This is a genomic window from Ruegeria sp. CE8 (assembly GCF_056537465.1).
In genome coordinates this window covers 41,570-58,339 of record NZ_JBQFRP010000019.1, presented here as the reverse complement: position 1 = coordinate 58,339, position 16,770 = coordinate 41,570, and the positions used below count along the sequence as shown (strand labels likewise).

The 16,770-nt window shown below is 57.3% G+C and carries 13 protein-coding genes; 2 read left to right on the top strand and 11 right to left on the bottom strand.

The features are described from left to right. Window positions 1-178: 178 nt before the first annotated feature. The 4 genes from tcuB to ACR0AA_RS22260 form a co-directional block, all read right to left on the bottom strand. Window positions 179-1,246 carry a tricarballylate utilization 4Fe-4S protein TcuB gene (tcuB, locus tag ACR0AA_RS22275; RefSeq protein WP_480666041.1) on the bottom strand — a complete coding sequence of 356 codons (1,068 nt, stop codon included), beginning with the start codon at window positions 1,244-1,246 and terminating at the stop codon, window positions 179-181. After that, window positions 1,236-2,630, bottom strand: a complete 1,395-nt coding sequence (gene tcuA / locus ACR0AA_RS22270) for an FAD-dependent tricarballylate dehydrogenase TcuA (RefSeq protein ID WP_480666040.1) — start codon at window positions 2,628-2,630, stop codon at window positions 1,236-1,238. Before tcuA ends, tcuB begins: the two co-directional genes overlap by 11 nt. An 11-nt stretch (window positions 2,631-2,641) precedes the next feature. Further along, on the bottom strand, window positions 2,642-3,331 hold the full coding sequence (locus ACR0AA_RS22265; RefSeq protein WP_480666039.1) for a GntR family transcriptional regulator: 690 nt from the start codon (window positions 3,329-3,331) through the stop codon (window positions 2,642-2,644). 249 nt (window positions 3,332-3,580) lie between these two features. Then, complete coding sequence (locus ACR0AA_RS22260) at window positions 3,581-3,946, bottom strand: putative quinol monooxygenase (protein ID WP_480666038.1); 366 nt, start codon at window positions 3,944-3,946, stop codon at window positions 3,581-3,583. Window positions 3,947-4,257: 311 nt separating this feature from the next. Here ACR0AA_RS22260 and ACR0AA_RS22255 point away from each other — a divergent pair, with 311 nt between their 5' ends. Next, window positions 4,258-4,938, top strand: coding sequence for a GntR family transcriptional regulator (locus ACR0AA_RS22255; protein ID WP_480666037.1), 681 nt, complete (start codon window positions 4,258-4,260; stop codon window positions 4,936-4,938). 12 nt (window positions 4,939-4,950) lie between these two features. Here the strand turns inward: ACR0AA_RS22255 and ACR0AA_RS22250 are convergent, their stop codons facing one another. From ACR0AA_RS22250 to ACR0AA_RS22220, 7 genes are all read right to left on the bottom strand, one after another. After that, window positions 4,951-5,907 (bottom strand): ABC transporter ATP-binding protein, encoded by a 957-nt coding sequence (locus ACR0AA_RS22250; protein ID WP_480666036.1) that lies wholly within the window; start codon window positions 5,905-5,907, stop codon window positions 4,951-4,953. After that, window positions 5,904-6,881 (bottom strand): ABC transporter ATP-binding protein, encoded by a 978-nt coding sequence (locus ACR0AA_RS22245; protein WP_480666035.1) that lies wholly within the window; start codon window positions 6,879-6,881, stop codon window positions 5,904-5,906. The genes ACR0AA_RS22250 and ACR0AA_RS22245 overlap by 4 nt, the downstream gene beginning before the upstream one ends. A 4-nt stretch (window positions 6,882-6,885) precedes the next feature. Continuing rightward, window positions 6,886-7,788, bottom strand: coding sequence for an ABC transporter permease subunit (locus tag ACR0AA_RS22240; protein ID WP_480666034.1), 903 nt, complete (start codon window positions 7,786-7,788; stop codon window positions 6,886-6,888). After that, the gene (locus tag ACR0AA_RS22235) at window positions 7,788-8,795 is read right to left on the bottom strand and encodes an ABC transporter permease subunit (RefSeq protein ID WP_480666033.1); all 1,008 of its coding nucleotides are present in this window, start codon (window positions 8,793-8,795) and stop codon (window positions 7,788-7,790) included. The genes ACR0AA_RS22240 and ACR0AA_RS22235 overlap by 1 nt, the downstream gene beginning before the upstream one ends. After that, complete coding sequence (locus tag ACR0AA_RS22230; protein WP_480666032.1) at window positions 8,795-9,889, bottom strand: M24 family metallopeptidase; 1,095 nt, start codon at window positions 9,887-9,889, stop codon at window positions 8,795-8,797. Before ACR0AA_RS22230 ends, ACR0AA_RS22235 begins: the two co-directional genes overlap by 1 nt. Window positions 9,890-9,956: 67 nt before the next feature. After that, window positions 9,957-11,540, bottom strand: a complete 1,584-nt coding sequence (locus tag ACR0AA_RS22225) for an ABC transporter substrate-binding protein (RefSeq protein WP_480666031.1) — start codon at window positions 11,538-11,540, stop codon at window positions 9,957-9,959. 227 nt (window positions 11,541-11,767) lie between these two features. Further along, the gene (locus ACR0AA_RS22220; RefSeq protein WP_480666030.1) at window positions 11,768-12,688 is read right to left on the bottom strand and encodes a LysR family transcriptional regulator; all 921 of its coding nucleotides are present in this window, start codon (window positions 12,686-12,688) and stop codon (window positions 11,768-11,770) included. 344 nt (window positions 12,689-13,032) lie between these two features. Here ACR0AA_RS22220 and ACR0AA_RS22215 point away from each other — a divergent pair, with 344 nt between their 5' ends. Further along, entirely contained in the window at window positions 13,033-16,764 is a 3,732-nt protein-coding gene (locus tag ACR0AA_RS22215) for a beta strand repeat-containing protein (protein WP_480757489.1), read from the top strand. Window positions 16,765-16,770: the final 6 nt, after the last annotated feature.

Here is a 16,770-nt window from a genome sequence, read left to right as displayed (position 1 = left end):
GTTTGGCCATCTGCTCAGCAGTCAGCCAGAAAAGGTCGCTCATATCACCGCTCCGGTTTTCGAGCCGTGAATCACGCAGCGCTTTGAAAATCAATGCATCCTGACCCTAAGACAGTTCGGTCAGCTCGTAACTTTGCAACAGATCCGATCTGTCATTTAGCGCGGGGGTGTTGTCACGTTAAGCACCCCGCTTCCTTTGTGCATCCCTGATAAGGGCAGCGAGCCTGTAAAACCCATGCGCCATTTTGGTATAGGGCATCAGCAGGAAGAATGTCAGGACCGAACCAAGGTGGATAGCAAGTAGCGCGGGCATCAAAGCCGTTGAGCCGAGGGCATAGAGCACCAACCCGCTGAGCCCCACAAACCCAAGCAACAGGATGAAGCCGGTATCACCACCCCATGCCGACGGATCGCCAAGATCGCGGTCTGACTTTTGCTTGAGCAAAGCCATAGCGCCGCATCCCAACGTCAGCAGGATTCCACCGGAAATCCCGAACAGTTTGGGTAAAGACCACAACCCATAAGGCGCGTGCATTCCGAAAACATAGTGCATCACCGTCGCCACTGAGGTCGATGCAAAGCAAAGCAGGAATCCATACATGATGGCATGGTGAATGTGACGCCGCCCCTGGCTGAACCGGTCTTCGTCCTCGAAATTACAACCCTCACCGTGGCCTGCGGCCAGATCCTGCATCTTGCCGGCGCGCTTGAACGCAGCTGTCAGATCAGACATCTGGATGGGTTTTCCGCCGACCTCAGCCCAATAGCGCTTCATGCTGACGGCTATGCTGAACAGGGGCAGCAGGAATGCGGGCGCAAAGATCGCGACCATCGCGTTATGCGACAGAGCAGCGTAGAACCCCTCACCTCCGCTTGATCCAATGGCGCGAATGGCCCAAAATAACAGGGCAAATCCGATCACAAGCGCCAAAGCTATGGCTCCGCCATGGGTGTGGAACCGGCGCGCCAGCGGCTGCGGCCACGCCAAGCTCTCCCAACTGTCCCGCCTTACTTCGGCCAGAGCTTTGGGCAGGTTCAGGTCAAACTCGTGAGGCGCTGTGTACTGGCAGGCGTAGTAGCAGCCTCGGCAGTTGTGGCAGAGGTTGGCAAGTTGCGTAACATCCCCATCTGAAAACGCGCGTTCGGCATGCAGTGACGGGAAGACCGAGCAGTAGCCCTCGCAATACCGGCAGGCGTTGCAGATCTCGGCCTGACGACGGGCTTCTTGAATAAGATCAGTTTGCATAGGCTGCAGCCTCACGTCCTGCGATGCGTCCAAAAACGGTTCCGATGGTCATGCCGAAGCCGGCCAGATAGCCTTGTCCAAGGATCGACCCGGCCATGGTCTCGCCAGCCGCCCAAAGGTTCTTGATCTTGCCGTTGGGGGTCGAGCACTGCGCTGTGTCGTCAACCATGAGGCCCAGATAGGTGAAGGTCACACCCGTTCTCAGCGAGTAGCCATAGAATGGCGGTTGGGTGATTGGTCGGGCCCAATTGGTCTTGGGCGGCGTCAAGCCCGAGGTCGCGACCCCATCCAGCTCGGTTGGGTGAAATCGGCTGGTATCTCCGCAAGCGGCGTTGAATTCAGCGACAGTCGCGGTCAGCTTGTCCGCTGGCAGGTCCATCATCCCGGCCAGTTCCTCCAAGGTATCCGCCTTCAGCGGCGGGAAAACGGAAGGCATGAACAGGTTCAGCGACTTTGCATCAATGATAACGTAACCCACTTGATCTGGTTGGGCCGCTACCAACCGCCCCCAGATTGCGTAGCGCTTTGGCCAAACGTCCTCGCCCTCGTCATAGAACCGCTCAGCATCCTTGTTCACGACGATGGAAAACGGCACGCAGTCCAGACGGGTGACAATGCCGCCGTCGAATTTCGGCGCGCGGCCATCAATGGCGACAGCGTGGCATTGGGTTGGATCGCCAACGCTTTCGATGCCTTGATCCAGAAGGTCGGCCAGCACCACACCTCGGTTGTAGGGCGTGCCCCGGATCAGGAAGTTCTTTGCGGGCTCACCCCAAGCGCGTGTGAGCCAATCCGTGTCGGCCTGAAATCCGCCCGAAGCAACGATCACTGCCTTAGGAGAAATCCGGTGAGATTGACCCTCATATGTGTAGTCTACCCATTCGACTCTATCGCCGCTCAGCTCCAAATGCGTCACGGCAGCTTCATACAGCACGTCAACGCCCAGACCTTCCGCTGTTCTGAAATAGGCATTCACCAGAGACTTACCGCCTCCCATAAAGAAGGCATTTGTCCGGGCCAGTGAGAGTGTCCCGGACAGTGAGGGTTGAAAGCGAACGCCGTGTTCCTCCATCCACGGCAGGCATTCCTCCGAGGTTCGGATCGCCAGTCGGGCCAAATGCTCGTCGGTTTTTCCATCGGTGACTTTCAGCAGGTCAGATAGATATTCATCCTCGCTGTACTCTTCGATCAACGGTCCCAATGGAGATTTATGCATGCAACGAAAGTTGCGCGTGTGACGTGAGTTTCCGCCACGATAGGGTTTTGGCGCCGTCTCTAAGATTAAAACGCGCGCGCCTGCCTCGGCGGCGGTCATCGCGGCGCAAAGGGCAGCGTTCCCGCCACCGATCACAACGATATCGTAAGCTTCCTTTTGGGTGGCCATATCCTGTCTACCTACTGATTTTCGTCGATTGAGCGGTCGCTGTCCTGCAATGCACGGATGCGCACCCGTTGTGCGGCCTGAATATGCGCACGCATCTCTGTTTCGGCCGCCGCACCATCGCGTGCCTTCAAAGCGGCCATGATACAACGGTGCTCGGCTCCGGCCGATCCGGCCCGATCACTGTCCAACAATTGTGAAGGTCCAAGGATCAGTAGCGCTTTCTGAAGGGATAACATGGACTTGGCAAGAAAACGGTTCTTGGCAGCGTCCAGAAGAGTGGCGTGAAAAACCCGATTGATCCGAGCCGCATCCGGGCCGGTGCCAGCCTCGGCCAACCGATCATTCAGCATGTCCAGCTCGTCCAATTCGACATCCGACGCCGCACGCGCCGCCAGTCTGGCCGCGGTCCCCTCAAGCACGGCGCGCATTTCATAGAGCTCCATGACCTCGGCGTAATCTAAACTGTGCACCATAACGCCCTGTCGAGGAACATGGGTGACCAGCCCGTCAGCCTCCAACTGCCGGATCGCCTCGCGTACCGGGGTGCGGCTGACGCCCAACCGTTCAGAAAGCTCACTCTCGCGTAGGCGTGCGCCGGACGGAAGTGAGCCTTCGCGAATCTCTTTTGACAGGCGTTGATACGCAGAATTGCCTTGCGGGCCTGGCTGTAAGGGGTCGCCCTGAATGGTCATCGCGCGCATGCCTTTCTCAATGCGTCCATATGTATACATTTGGATACATATGGAGTCAACATCGTTGAAACCTCAACTGATCGCACAGACCAACACACCTTCACATCTGACAAAATAGGGCGCGACACCCATCTGCGCGCAGCCAATAGTTGTTTTAGTCTCGCATGCCACGAGATGGCTGAAAAACACCTGCCAACGCTTGGGTTGAAGTGTGTTCCATGCTGGGCATTAACCTTTGCGGGTCAGGCCGTTGGCAAGTCAGCCTTTCCCGGAACCGGCTTCAGGCCGCAGAAACCCCTGAATGCGGTCGACATTCTGAAACTGCACGAAAGGGCTGTCACCGCCCGGCCCGCCTTGAAGAAGATCGCCGTGGTCTGTCATGAATTTCGTAAAGACCGGACCGTGTAAATGGCCGATTAAAGCCTGTTCGTCCCTGTAGATTTCCACAAAGACGATAGTATCGTCGCTACATGGCGAAGTTGAACCCGCAGCACCGGAGTGTATGAGGTATCCCCACGTGCCCGGTTCCTTTGCCTCGATATCGATGGCCAACTGCTTGAGCGCTGCAATTCCCTCGGACCGGCTTTCGAGTTTCAGACACCAGGTAACGATCTTGCTAAACATTTCGACACTTCTTTCGAGCGTCATGCCGGAATGGTAATTCCGAGCCCAGCGAATCTACTGCCAAATCACCGCAGCAGTTTCATGAATGAAAAATTTTGTGCTTGAAATCATACACGTATGTTCCTGCAAACATCCGCGTCGGTTGAACCAGAGCCGTCGCTGACCTTTTGTCTGGTTGCGCAGTCTCACAGCTTGATCTGTCTGCAACGGCCGGACATCACCTTATTATTTTCTATAGGCGCAACACCCTTGGAAATCGAACTTTGATTTTGTATTTTGGATACAAGAATACACCGACTGAGACCACTCACATGCCCAGAACCCGCGCGATTGCACGTCAAAGCCTTCCAGATGTTATAACGAACGATCTGCGCGAGCGTATTTTGAGCGGCGAGATGGCCGAAGGCGAAACCATTCGGCAAGAGGCGCTAGCCGAGGATTACGACGTCTCGCGAATGCCCATTCGCGAAGCCCTGAAGCGGCTTGACGCCGAGGGCCTCGTCCAGTTGACAAACAACCGTGGCGCGTCGGTCACCTCGCACTCGCTTTCCGAAATCGGAGAGATTTTCGATCTGCGCGTCCTGCTGGAAGTCGATCTATTCAAACGTGCCATACCTTTGATGACAGAAGCTGATTTCACCGCTTGCGAACAATTGCTCGACGATATGGAGAGGTCTTACGAAGCTTACGATGTTGGTCGTTGGGGTAGCCTGAACTATGAATATCACAAGGCCCTCTATGCGGCAGCTGACCGGGGATTGACCACTGAAATTCTACAAAGGGTCAACCTGCAATCGGATCGCTATGTCCGCATGCATCTGAGCGTTATGGAACAGCGCGAACCAGCCAAGAAAGACCACAGGCAGCTGTTATCGCTGGCGCGAATGGGCCAGGTCGAGGCCGCTTGCGACCTGCTGACTCAGCACATTCAACGAACCAAGGATCAACTGCTGGCGATGGTCATCACCACGCGTAAAACCGAGGCGCGCTGACGTTCGCTCGTGTTATTCCAACGGATGCAGGCACGCCACCTTGTGCGTGGTCCCGCTTAGCTCTGGCGGAGCCGCCCGGCATTCTTCGGTCGCAAGCCAGCAGCGTTGTGCAAATGCACACCCTTTCGGGATATTCATGGGGGACGGAAGCTCACCTTCCAGCTTGATGCGATCTTTCCGCGCGTCGGGGTCCGCCCGAGGCGTCGTCGACAACAACGCCTTGGAATACGGGTGCCGCGGTGCTGCAAACAACTGTTCCTTCGGGGCCTTCTCAACCGCGCGACCCAGATACATGACGATCACGTCGTCGGCAAAATGCTTCACGACCGACAAGTCATGCGAGATGAACAGATAGGCTAGATTCAGCCTTTCCTGCAGCTCGACCAGAAGGTTCAGAATTTGTGACTGGATCGAAACGTCCAGCGCCGACACGGGCTCGTCCAATACCAGAACCTTTGGATTGAGCATCAGGGCGCGGGCGATGGCAATGCGCTGACGCTGACCGCCCGAGAACATGTGCGGATAGCGGTCATAGTGCTCAGGGCGCAAACCCACGAGGTCGATCATTTCGCGCGCACGGGCTTCACGGTCAGCGGCCGACATATCAGGACGGTTGATAATCAGCGGTTCCTGAAGGATTTGTCCGATCCGCTGACGCGGATTGAGTGAACCATAAGGGTCCTGAAACACGATCTGCACCGTTTCGCGCATCTCAGCCCATTTCGATGGGGTAATGTCGACACCGTCGATGGTCAAAGTGCCCGAGGTTGGTTCCTCGATCATTGTCACAACTCGTGCCAGTGTCGATTTCCCACAACCGGATTCACCCACGATCGCCAGCGTTTTTCCCGGCTTCAAATCAAAATCCACGCCGGATAGCGCCTTCACCGTGGCCGATTTCGACAACAACCCGCCTTTGACGATATAGTGCCGGACCAGCGCATTGGCCTGTACGATAGGTGCGGTCATACCAGTTCTCCGGCGGTTATCTTCTCGACATAGTGGCAGCGGGCTTTCCCGAACTCAGCGCTGTGTGGTTTTGGCGGCGTACTCCGACACAGCTCGTCCGCATACTTGCATCTTGGGCTGAACAGACATCCTTTGGGACGGTCGAACTGACCCGGAACCACGCCAGGAATAGTCGGCAACATCTTAGACGTTGCGCGTTCGGGCAGCGCGCTCAGCAGTGCAGATGTATAGGGGTGGCGCGGCGTTCGGAACAGATCACGGACAGGCTGCTCTTCAACCTTTTGGCCGGCATATTGCACCTGCACGCGTTCGGCCGTCTCAGCAACGACACCCATGTCATGCGTAATCAGGACAAGTCCCATGCCCTGTTCGTCACGCAGTCGAACAAGGAGGTCCAGAATCTGTGCCTGAATGGTCACATCCAGTGCGGTCGTAGGTTCATCCGCAATCAGCAGCTTGGGTTTGCAGGCAATCGCCATCGCAATCATCACACGCTGGTTCATGCCGCCTGACATCTGGTGCGGAAAGGTGTTTAGCCGGCTTTCAGGCGCAGGGATGCCAACCTGATCAAACAGTTCGATCGCGCGCTGGTGCCGCTCTTTCCGGTTCAGACCCAGATGAATGCGCAGCGCTTCCTTGATCTGGAAACCAACCGTGAAACAGGGGTTCAGCGAGGACATCGGCTCCTGAAAGATCATAGCAATGTCCTTGCCGATGATGTTACGCCGATCCCGTGCCGAGATTTTGGTCAGGTCGATACCTTCAAAGCGCAACTCGTCGGCGGTAATCGTAGCAGTCCACGGCAGCAAGCCCATAAGGGCCAGCATTGACACGGATTTACCTGATCCACTTTCGCCGACAATGGCCATCAACTCGCCCTTGTCGACCGAGAGGTCGACGCCATCCACGGCGCGGAACTTACCCGAAGCGGTGGCGAACTCGACGGTGAGGTTTCGGATATCCAAAAGGCTCATATCGTCAGCTCCGCTTCAGTTTCGGGTCCAGCGCATCGCGCAGACCGTCGCCCATCAGGTTGATGGCGAGCACTGTGATCAGGATGGCGAGGCCGGGGAATGTCACCACCCACCAGGCACGCAGTATGAACTCGCGCGCTTCGGCCAGCATGGTGCCCCATTCGGGCGTGGGAGGTTGCGCCCCCATGCCCAGAAAGCCAAGGGCGGCGGCGTCCAGAATGGCGGTCGAAAACGACAGCGCGGCCTGTACGATGATCGGAGCCAGACAGTTTGGAAGCACGGTCTTGAACATCAGCCGCGCTTTGCCCGCTCCCGCCACGCGGGCCGAAGTCACATAATCTTTCTGACGTTCCGACAACACTGACGCCCTGGTCAGGCGCACGTAATGCGGTTGGAACACGATGGCGATGGCGATCATCGCATTGGTCAGCGACGGGCCGAGGATTGCGACCAGAACCAGTGCCAGCAACAGCGAGGGAAAAGACAGGATGATGTCCATAATCCGCATGATCAGAGTGTCGACCCATTTGGGCGCAAATCCGGACAACAAACCGATGATCACTCCGCCGGTTACTGCGACACATACCACGACGATCCCGACAAAGAATGAGTAACGTGATCCCATGATCAGGCGCGACAGCATATCCCGCCCCAACGGATCGGTGCCCAGAGGGAAAGCCCAGCTACCGCCCTCTTGCCAGGCGGGTGGCTGCAGGATGTGGTCGCGAAACTGCTCGGTCGGATCGTAAGGCGCCAGCAGAGGTGCAAAGGCGGCGCAGAGCACAAAGGCAGAGAACACCCACAGCCCCATGACAGCGCCTCGGTTTTCGCTGAAATAGAACCAGAATTCGCGCAGGGCACTGGGGCGGTCTTCGGTTTTGGGTGGGGTTGCGGACAGTTCGGCCATCACCGCCTCCGGATTTTGGGGTTGATGATGCCGTAAAGGACATCGACCAGAAGGTTCACCAGCATCACGATCACGGCGATCATCAGCAGGCCGCCCTGCACAACCGGGTAATCCCGGCGGAAAATGCTGTCGACCATCCACTTACCGATACCGGGCCAGCTAAAGATCGTCTCGGTTAGGATAGCGCCAGCCAGCAGAGTGCCAACCGACAAGCCGATCACCGTAACGACCGGGATCAGTGCATTGCGCAGCGCGTGCAGACCATTGATCCGCGAGGGTGAAAGACCCTTGGCGCGCGCGGTCCGAATATAATCTTCGCCCAGAACTTCCAGCATGGCCGACCGGGTTTGACGTGCGATCACAGCGAGCGGGATGGTCCCCAGCACGATCGTTGGCAGGATCAGGTGGCGCACTGCCGAGCCGAACGCTCCCGACTGCCCCGAGAGCAGGCTGTCGATCAGCATAAAGCCGGTCACGCTGGGGAAGTAGTACAACAGGTCGATCCGGCCCGAGACCGGCGTCCAGCCGAGATTGCCTGAGAACACGATAATCAGCAGCAGTGCCCACCAGAAGATCGGCATGGAATATCCGACCAATGCCGAAGACATCAGCGCCCGGTCAAAGAACTTGCCCCGGTTCACCGCTGCGATCACTCCGGCCGGCAAACCCAGAGCGACAGCGAAGATCATAGCACAAAGGGACAGTTCCAGCGTGGCGGGGAACAGAGCAAAAAACTCATCCCAAACCGGTTTCTTGGTCACAAAGCTTTCGCCCAGATCGCCGTGCAGAACGCCTACGAGGTAGTCCCAATATTGCTGCAAAACCGGTTTGTCGAAGCCCAGTTTTTCGACCATCTCCTGATAGCGTTCCTCGGTCATCCCGCGTTCACCGGCCATGACGATGATGGGATCGCCCGGCAGAACCCGGATGAACATGAATGAGATCAGGGTCACGCCCAGAAATGTCGGTATGAACATACCGAGACGGGTAAGTAAGTAGCCAAACATCAGCGACCTATGATTGTTAGATCTTTGGGAAAGCTGGTCAGCGACCGGCAACCGTTTTCGGTCACCAGAACATCATCTTCGATGCGAACGCCGAAATTGTCCAGATCATAAAGGCCCGGCTCGTTCGTCCAGACCATCCCTGCAAGGATTTCCTGATCATTACCGCGCATGATGTATGGCGCCTCGTGCACGTCTCGACCCAGCCCGTGACCCGTTTTGGTGCGAATACGATCAGCATAGGGCGAGGCCTCAAGCACGCTGATCACGGCATCGTCGATGTCATGGGCGGTAACACCCGGTCGGCACGCCTCGAACCCGGCCAGATTGGCGCGCAGAACAGTGTCGTAAACCGCCCTGCCCTCATCCGAGACCTCTTCGACAAAGAATGTCCGCGTGATATCGGCGGCAAATCCGTGCTTGCGGGCACCGAAGTCGAACAATAGCGCGTCGCCCGGTTTGATCTGATAATCCGCCCGAGCCTTGCCGTGCGGGCGTGCCGAGTTATCCCCGGCGGTGACGATCGGTGAAAAGGCCAGCGAGGCCGCGCCTTCGGCAAACAGGGCCTGGATCAACGCCTGTTCGATTTGCTGCTCGGTTTGACCGACGCGGACGTCTGCGATCACACGTTCCAGCGCACGTTCCGAGATATCGATGGCAGCTTGCAGCGCCGCGATATCTTCATCAGTTTTGATGATCCGCAGGCCGGAAATTTCTCGTTCTGCGTCGACGATACGCAGGTCTGGCAGCGCTCGCGTGAAGGCTTTTGAAACGAAAACCCGCATGACCTGACCTTCGACGGCCAGTGATCGCAGCGGCAAAAACTCGGCTAGTGCGGCAAATGCGTCGTCATATCCGGTCTGATCGCGCCAATCGAAGACTGCGCCTTCGAAACCGACCAATTCCCATGACCCCAATTCCAGATTGGGCACAATTGCTGCCGGAGTCCCTTCGGCCGGGATCACGACCGCAAAGGGTCGTTCGTGGCTCATGAAGGGCTTTCCCAAAGCGCGGGTAAAATTCGGGCCGGGCACCAGTGCCACGGCATCTACTGACATGTCCTTTGCCAGTTGACGGTACTCGGACAAATCCGGCATTCAGGCCGACCTCCCAAAAAAGAAGCCGGAGCCACCCGATGGGCGGCTCCGGCAAGTGAGTGGTGATTTATTCGACGCTCACACCGTAGAAGATGTGACCGCCAAGCGGGTGCACCTTGTAGCCCTGAACCTTGTTGTTCATCGGCATGTAAACAACCGAGTGTGCGATGGTCGCCCAGGGGGCCTGCTCTTTGAAGATGACCTGAGCCTCTTCGTACAGCTTGGCACGCTCAGCCTGGTCCGTGGACTGCTTGGCCTTGAGGATCAAATCTTCGAATGGCTCGTGGCACCATTGTGCACGGTTTGACGCTTCGCGACCGTCACAACCAAGCAGAACTGCCAGGAAGTTGTCTGGGTCGCCATTGTCGCCGGTCCAACCCAGCAGAACGGCGCCGTCACGGTTCAGATCTTTCGAACGCGACAGGTACTCACCCCATTCGTAGGACACGATCTCGACATCGACACCGATCTTGGCGAAATCCGCCTGAATCAGTTCAGCCATACGACGTGCGTTCGGGTTGTACGGACGCTGTACGGGCATCGCCCAGACCTTCATCGACAGGTCCGAAACACCTTCGGCCTCCAGCATCGCCTTGGCAGCTTCGGGATCATAGGCGTCGTCGGTGATGGCGTCGTTATAGCCCCACATGGTCGGCGGGATCGGGTTCTTCGCAACCTGGCCCGAGCCCTGGAACACGACGTCAATGATGGCGTTCTTGTCGATTGCCATGTTCAGCGCCTTGCGGACGTTCGGGTTGTCGAACGGCGCCATGGTCGTGTTGTAGGCCAGATAGCCGACGTTCAGACCTTCCTGCTCCATCATGTTGATGTCAGCATCATCCTTCATCGCCTGAATATCGGCGGGGTTCGGATACGGCATGATGTGGCATTCGCCTGCCTTCAGCTTTTGATACCGAACCGAGGCATCCGGAGTGATCGCAAAGATCAGGTTTTCAACCGCCGCAGGGTCTTTCCAGTAGTCGGCATTCTGGGCATAGCGGATCACGGCGTCTTTCTGGTACGCCAAGAACGAGAACGGCCCGGTACCGATCGGTGCGGTGTTCAGCTTTTCAGGTGTGCCCGCTTCCATCATCGCATCCGCATATTCCGCGGACAGGATCGATGCGAAGTCCATCGCCATGTTGGCGACGAACGGAGCTTCGGGCTTGGTCAGAGTGAATTTCACAGTGTAGTCGTCGATCTTTTCGATGGACTCCACTAGGTCGGGCATACCCATACCCTTGAAATATTCCCAGGTGCCGCCCGAAACTTGGTTATAGGGGTGGCTGTCGTCCTTCTGACGCATGAACGAAAAGATCACGTCGTCGGCGTTGAAGTCGCGGGTTGGAGTGAATTCGTCATTCGAATGGAACTTGACGCCCTGACGCAGCTTGAACGTGTATTCCAAACCGTCATCGCTGGCTTCGACGCTTTCCGCCAGACCCGGGATCACGTTGGTCGTACCGGTTTCGAATTCAAGCAGGCGGTTATAGATCGGATGCGACGAGGCATCAAAGGTGGTACCGGCCGTAAACAGCGCCGGATCGAACCCTTCAGGTGAACCTTCTGAACAATAAACCAGCGTGTTTGCATGCGCGGCCGCGCTGGACAGGGCAATTGCCGCTGTTGCAGCCAATAGTCTAAGTTTCATGATTGTCTCCCAGAAATATTTTCGTTCGGCTTTCGCGTTGCTTTTATTTGCCAAGCAATCAAAGACGACTCTCATCGCCGCGAAATCTGTGCTCAATGTATCCAAAATACAAAATCCATTGTCAACTCACTTTGAGAGCCTGAACAATTCGCGGAATCAACGACGGGATGCGGCCTTTCGCATGCCCCATACAGGAACGACAAGCAAACAAATCCGGGGGTAACGCGCTACTGGGTGAAGGTAGGCGTCACACCGACCGGAGGGTTGCCCCGAATATACGCGCCGATACGGTTCAGCAAGGGTCGCCTCGGGCATCCGGGGCGGGTGGCTGCACCAAGATTGCGCAGGTGGCCAGGGGCGTCAAAAGGGATAAAGCATATCGGCCACTTGTCCCGTTTGAACTGTTCTGCCGCCAATGCTGAAACGATGGTACAATCGTCCGAGTGGCAGATATGTCGGCAGATCGTCTCAAATCTCAAAGCGCTCAGATCAAACCGCTTGCTGACCCGGAACGCCGGATCGGCTTTGGGCAACCGATCCTCAAGCTCATAGCCAAAGCTGTGAGGAAGCCGGATGAAGTCATGTGGTGGCACGTCCTCGGGCGCGATAGACGGCAGAGTACATAACGGGTGCCCTTCGCGCAGGGCCAGAAACAGCGGCTCGGTCCAGATCGATGTGAAATCCAAGGCCGCGCTGTTATTGACCTGAGCAACCAAAGCCAGATCCAGCCGGTGGTCCTCGACCATATCCAGCATATTCTGCGGAAGGTCCTCTATCATCGTAACACGCATGCGCGGGAAGAGATCGCTGAACAGTTCAGAGAAATACTGCGTCAAATAAGGCGCCAGGGTTGGCGTCATGCCGATCCGGAAAGGAACGGCCTCAGGATCGCGAAACTCGGTCGCCGTATCGCGAATTTTCTGAGCGTCCGAAAGGATGCTGTCAGCGATCCGCAGAATACGCTGACCAAACGCGGTTGGGCGCACTTCGTTGTTGAGCCGCAGGAACAATTCGACACCCAGTTCCTGTTCCAGCTTCTTGATCTGGTTCGACAACGCGGGCTGCGAAACGTTGCAAGCAACCGCCGCCTGACTGAACTGGCCATGCTTTGCAATGGCAAGCACGTATTCCAAATCCCTGAAATTCATCCGCTCAATCTCTCTGCGGTCGTTCAAATGACGGCCCAAAGCCGCTCTCTTCATACCGCAAAGCAGGCCCGGCTGCAGGAAATCGAGATCAATTCCACTGACAAAACTGTCAACCGGCGCATGCGAATAGAAGTTCGCGAAAGGTCATGACGCCGTAACGCGATGATTTTTCGGCATGTAAACATGTCAGTTCTCACGAAGATCGTGAGTATTCGCATTGGTTATAGCTCCGATTTGCAGGATGAATTTCAGCGGACCCGGGGTGCCCTCTACCCCTTTGTTACGTGGAACGCCCAGACAAACGGGCGGGCTGCCAAACGTAACAATTTTTGACGGAGTACCTCATGCTGTCCCAACTTCTGACAAGCCTGCGCTCTCGTCTCTTGACCACGTCTACATTGGCGCAAGAGACAACACGTGACGGCCAAACCCTTTTCAACAACTTCTTTCAAAGCACGGTGTTGGATGACACCCCGGCTTTTGTTCTGGCAAACGACTCTTCCCGCCTGCTGAACTTTGGAGAGATCGTTACCAACAACGCCGTTGCAGCCGTTCAGGCACAGGGCGAGGACGTCGATGTCTTTAACTTCCGTTCTGGCCGGATCGAGGCCAATAGCGGCTTGGACGCTTTGGCCACCGGTATTCAGGTCACCGGCAGCGCCGCTGTACGCAACTTCGGCGAGATCGCCGGTGAATTTAACGGTGTCCAGTTTGCCGGAGCAGGCAGCTCGGGCAGTCTGGACAACTTTCGTGGCGGAGTGATCAGCTCGGACAGCCGTGCCGTGGATATTCAGGGTCAGGGCATCGATGTGCGCAACTTCGGTGACATCATCGGGACCGGTGATCAACGTAACGGTACGATCTACACCAACAGCACGGCCGAAGACATTTCGATTTCGAACTTTTCGGGCGGCACGATTGATGCGGGCGAAGGCAACCAGGGTGCCGGTATCTCTCTGCAGATCGGTGACGAGGTTGGTGATCGCGTTGAAACAGACGTTTTCAACGGTTTCGGCGCAACAATTCAAGGCCGTGGTCAAGCGGCGGCGAACACCGGTCTGGCTGGTGATGGTATCCGCATCGACAATGGCGCTGATGGCACCATTCTGGAAACCGAAATCGTCAACAGCGGCCTGATCTCAACCGAAAGCAATCAGGGCACCGCCGCTGGGATCCGCATCGCGGACGGCGCAAACACCGATGGCGAGATCCTGAACACCTCGACCGGCGTGATCGAAGGTCCTCGAAATGGCCTGTATATCGGCGATGGCGAGCATGACCTGGATGTGCTGAACTTCGGCACCATCCAATCCGGCAGCCGAGCCGTGAACATCGACGGCTCAGGCGTTGATCTGATCAATGGCGGTGACATCCTGGGCACCGGTGATCAACGCAACGGAACTGTGTATGCGGATGACACCGCCAGAGATTTCTCGATCAACAACCTTGCGACAGGCTCGATTGACGCGAGCGAGCACAATGACGGTGCGGGTATCTCGTTGTCGTTGGCCGAAGATGGCAATGGCGAGGTCGAGGTCCAGAACGCCGGCACCATTTCGGGGCGTGGGAACGCAGGTGCAGGGTTGGGCACCGCGGGCGATGGCATCCGGTTGGAAGGTGCACGGCTTGAAGGCGGAGGATTTGGCTCTGCCCTGTTCGAAGGCACGATCACAAATAGCGGCTCGGTCACATCAGAAGGTGCAAACGGAACCGTTGGCGCGTTTCGCGCAGTCAACAACGTCAATTTCCAGGGCGAGCTGATCAACGAAGCGACCGGTGTTTTCGCAGGCGTTCAGAACGGCGTTTACTTCGGCACCGGTGACCATACTGGCGGTTCGTTTGTAAACCGAGGCACCGTGTCTTCGGACAGCCGCGCTCTGAACATAGACGGCGCCGGCCTGCAGATTGAAAACGAAGGGTCCATTCTGGGCACCGGCGATCAGCGCAATGGAACGGCCTACGCGGACGGCACGGCGGACGACTTTGCGGTCGTCAATTCGGGCCGGATCGACGCTGGCGACTGGAACCAGGGTTCGGGCTTTGGCGCCGAAATCGGCGAGGCAGCGGACGGCGCGAACACGTTCAGGCTCGACAACACGGGCGTCATTCAGGGCCGCGGCAACGCGGGTGCTGCCACGTCGCAGGCTGGCGATGGAGTGCGTATTGGAAATGTAGGCAACGCCGGCACGACCGATGCAACGATTACCAACACCGGCGAAATTGCGTCGGAAGGCGCCAACGGAAGCGTGGCTGGGGTACGCGTGGTCAACGGGGTGAACTTCCAGGGCACACTCACCAACGCGGGGATCATCTCAGGCGTTCAAAACGGTGTCTACTTCGGCACCGGTGATCACGCTGGCGGTTCGTTCGTGAACGAAGGCCTTGTGTCTTCGGGCAGCCGCGCGCTGAACATCGATGGCGATGGCCTCGTAGTTGAAAACTCGGGAACGATCCTTGGCACCGGCGACCAGCGGAATGGCACCGTTTATGCCGATGGCACCGCCGATAACTACACCTTTACCAACACCGGTCTGGTCGATGCAGGCGAGGGTAACAACGGCTCAGCGGTTTCTTTGCAAACCGGTGATGTGTCGGGTGACGTTGTATCAGCTGCGATCTTGAACGAAGGGGTCCTGCAAGGCCGTGGCGACGCCGTTGAAGGCAACCAGGTCGGCGACGGTCTGCGCCTGTTCAGCAGCCAAGACGATGCGTCCTTTGCTGGCGTTGTCGTCAACGAAGGCCTGATCGCCGGTTCCGAGGACTCGGATGCTGCTGCGGGCGTCCGCGTGGACGGGGGTTTGAACCTGCTGGGAGCGATCCTGAACGAAGGTGAAATCCGCGGCACGGTCAATGCGATCGACGCTTCGGAAGCCGGTACGGTGACAATCGTCAATGACGATGAAGGCGTCATCAATGGCAACGTTCTGCTTAGCGATGGTGAAGACATCTTTGTCGACTTTGGGACCACCAATGGTGACATCAACGGTGGCGCTGGTGACGACGTTCTGATCGCGGGAGATGCGGACAATGTCCTGACCGGCGGTCTGGGCAATGACTTCATCGACGGTGGCGAAGGCACTGACACGGCCGACTTCTCGGATCAGGATGTCACGGTTGAGGTCCGTCTTGATGCCAATGGCAACGGAACCGCAGTACGTGACACTGGCTTCAACGTATCAATCGTGGATGCGGTCGTCGCCGCGCCGGACCAGTTCGGGTCGAACATCGCCGACGGCGCTGCATTTGTTGAACAAGCAGTTCAGGGCAACTTGTACTACAACATCCACACCGAAGATTTCCCTGCCGGGGAAATCCGTGGGCAGCTGCTTGTCGATAGCGACGTGACCGAGAATGGCGTCCGCACCGTGTCCTTGAGCGGCGGTCTGGATGCGGCGCAAGAGCCTGGACCGACATCGGACAGCGCCGCCACCGGAAACGCTACTGTTGTCATCACCCACAACCTTGCAACAGGCCAAGTCACCTATTCCAGCGAGCTGAGCGTCGTCGGTCTGAACGAAGCCGATCTGAACACGCCGATCCCCGGTGTTGTATCAGCCATCCATCTGCACAATGCACCTACCGGGGCAAATGGCCCGGTTGTGCAGGACACGCTGGTGGATGCGGGCGCGACGCTGGATGCCGATGCCACCGATGGCACCGGCGTCATCGGGCAAGACGTGGTCGAGAACCAGGTAGAAACCGACATTCTGTTCTCGATCGAAAACGTCATCGGCTCAAACGATGGTGACGTGATCGTCGGGAGCGGTCTGAAAAATGTCCTGAACGGAGGAGATGGCGACGATCTGCTGAACGGTGAGGGCGGCAATGATGTCCTGATCGGTGGCGCAGGTGCAGACACCTTCCTGTTCCAGGGCACGTTTGGCGACGACACCGTCACGGACTTCGAAACTGGCGTGGACAGAATCCAGGTCGGCGATCTGGGTCCGGAATTCGACGGTGAACAGAACGCCGTTCAGGATGGTGAGGACGCTGTGATCAGCTTTGGCGACGCCGGGTCGATCCGCCTGGCCGGCATCGATGTCGCTGACCTGAACGAAAACGACTTCATCGTCTAACCGATC

Coding starts and splice junctions, on each gene's coding strand:
- ACR0AA_RS22255 (WP_480666037.1), top strand. CDS start 4,258: ATGCCCAGAACCCGCGCGATTGCACGTCAAAGCCTTCCAGATGTTATA.
- ACR0AA_RS22250 (WP_480666036.1), bottom strand. CDS start 5,907: ATGACCGCACCTATCGTACAGGCCAATGCGCTGGTCCGGCACTATATC.
- ACR0AA_RS22260 (WP_480666038.1), bottom strand. CDS start 3,946: ATGTTTAGCAAGATCGTTACCTGGTGTCTGAAACTCGAAAGCCGGTCC.
- tcuA (WP_480666040.1), bottom strand. CDS start 2,630: ATGGCCACCCAAAAGGAAGCTTACGATATCGTTGTGATCGGTGGCGGG.
- ACR0AA_RS22215 (WP_480757489.1), top strand. CDS start 13,033: ATGCTGTCCCAACTTCTGACAAGCCTGCGCTCTCGTCTCTTGACCACG.
- ACR0AA_RS22225 (WP_480666031.1), bottom strand. CDS start 11,540: ATGAAACTTAGACTATTGGCTGCAACAGCGGCAATTGCCCTGTCCAGC.
- ACR0AA_RS22235 (WP_480666033.1), bottom strand. CDS start 8,795: ATGTTTGGCTACTTACTTACCCGTCTCGGTATGTTCATACCGACATTT.
- ACR0AA_RS22265 (WP_480666039.1), bottom strand. CDS start 3,331: ATGCGCGCGATGACCATTCAGGGCGACCCCTTACAGCCAGGCCCGCAA.
- ACR0AA_RS22245 (WP_480666035.1), bottom strand. CDS start 6,881: ATGAGCCTTTTGGATATCCGAAACCTCACCGTCGAGTTCGCCACCGCT.
- tcuB (WP_480666041.1), bottom strand. CDS start 1,246: ATGCAAACTGATCTTATTCAAGAAGCCCGTCGTCAGGCCGAGATCTGC.
- ACR0AA_RS22230 (WP_480666032.1), bottom strand. CDS start 9,889: ATGCCGGATTTGTCCGAGTACCGTCAACTGGCAAAGGACATGTCAGTA.
- ACR0AA_RS22240 (WP_480666034.1), bottom strand. CDS start 7,788: ATGGCCGAACTGTCCGCAACCCCACCCAAAACCGAAGACCGCCCCAGT.
- ACR0AA_RS22220 (WP_480666030.1), bottom strand. CDS start 12,688: ATGAATTTCAGGGATTTGGAATACGTGCTTGCCATTGCAAAGCATGGC.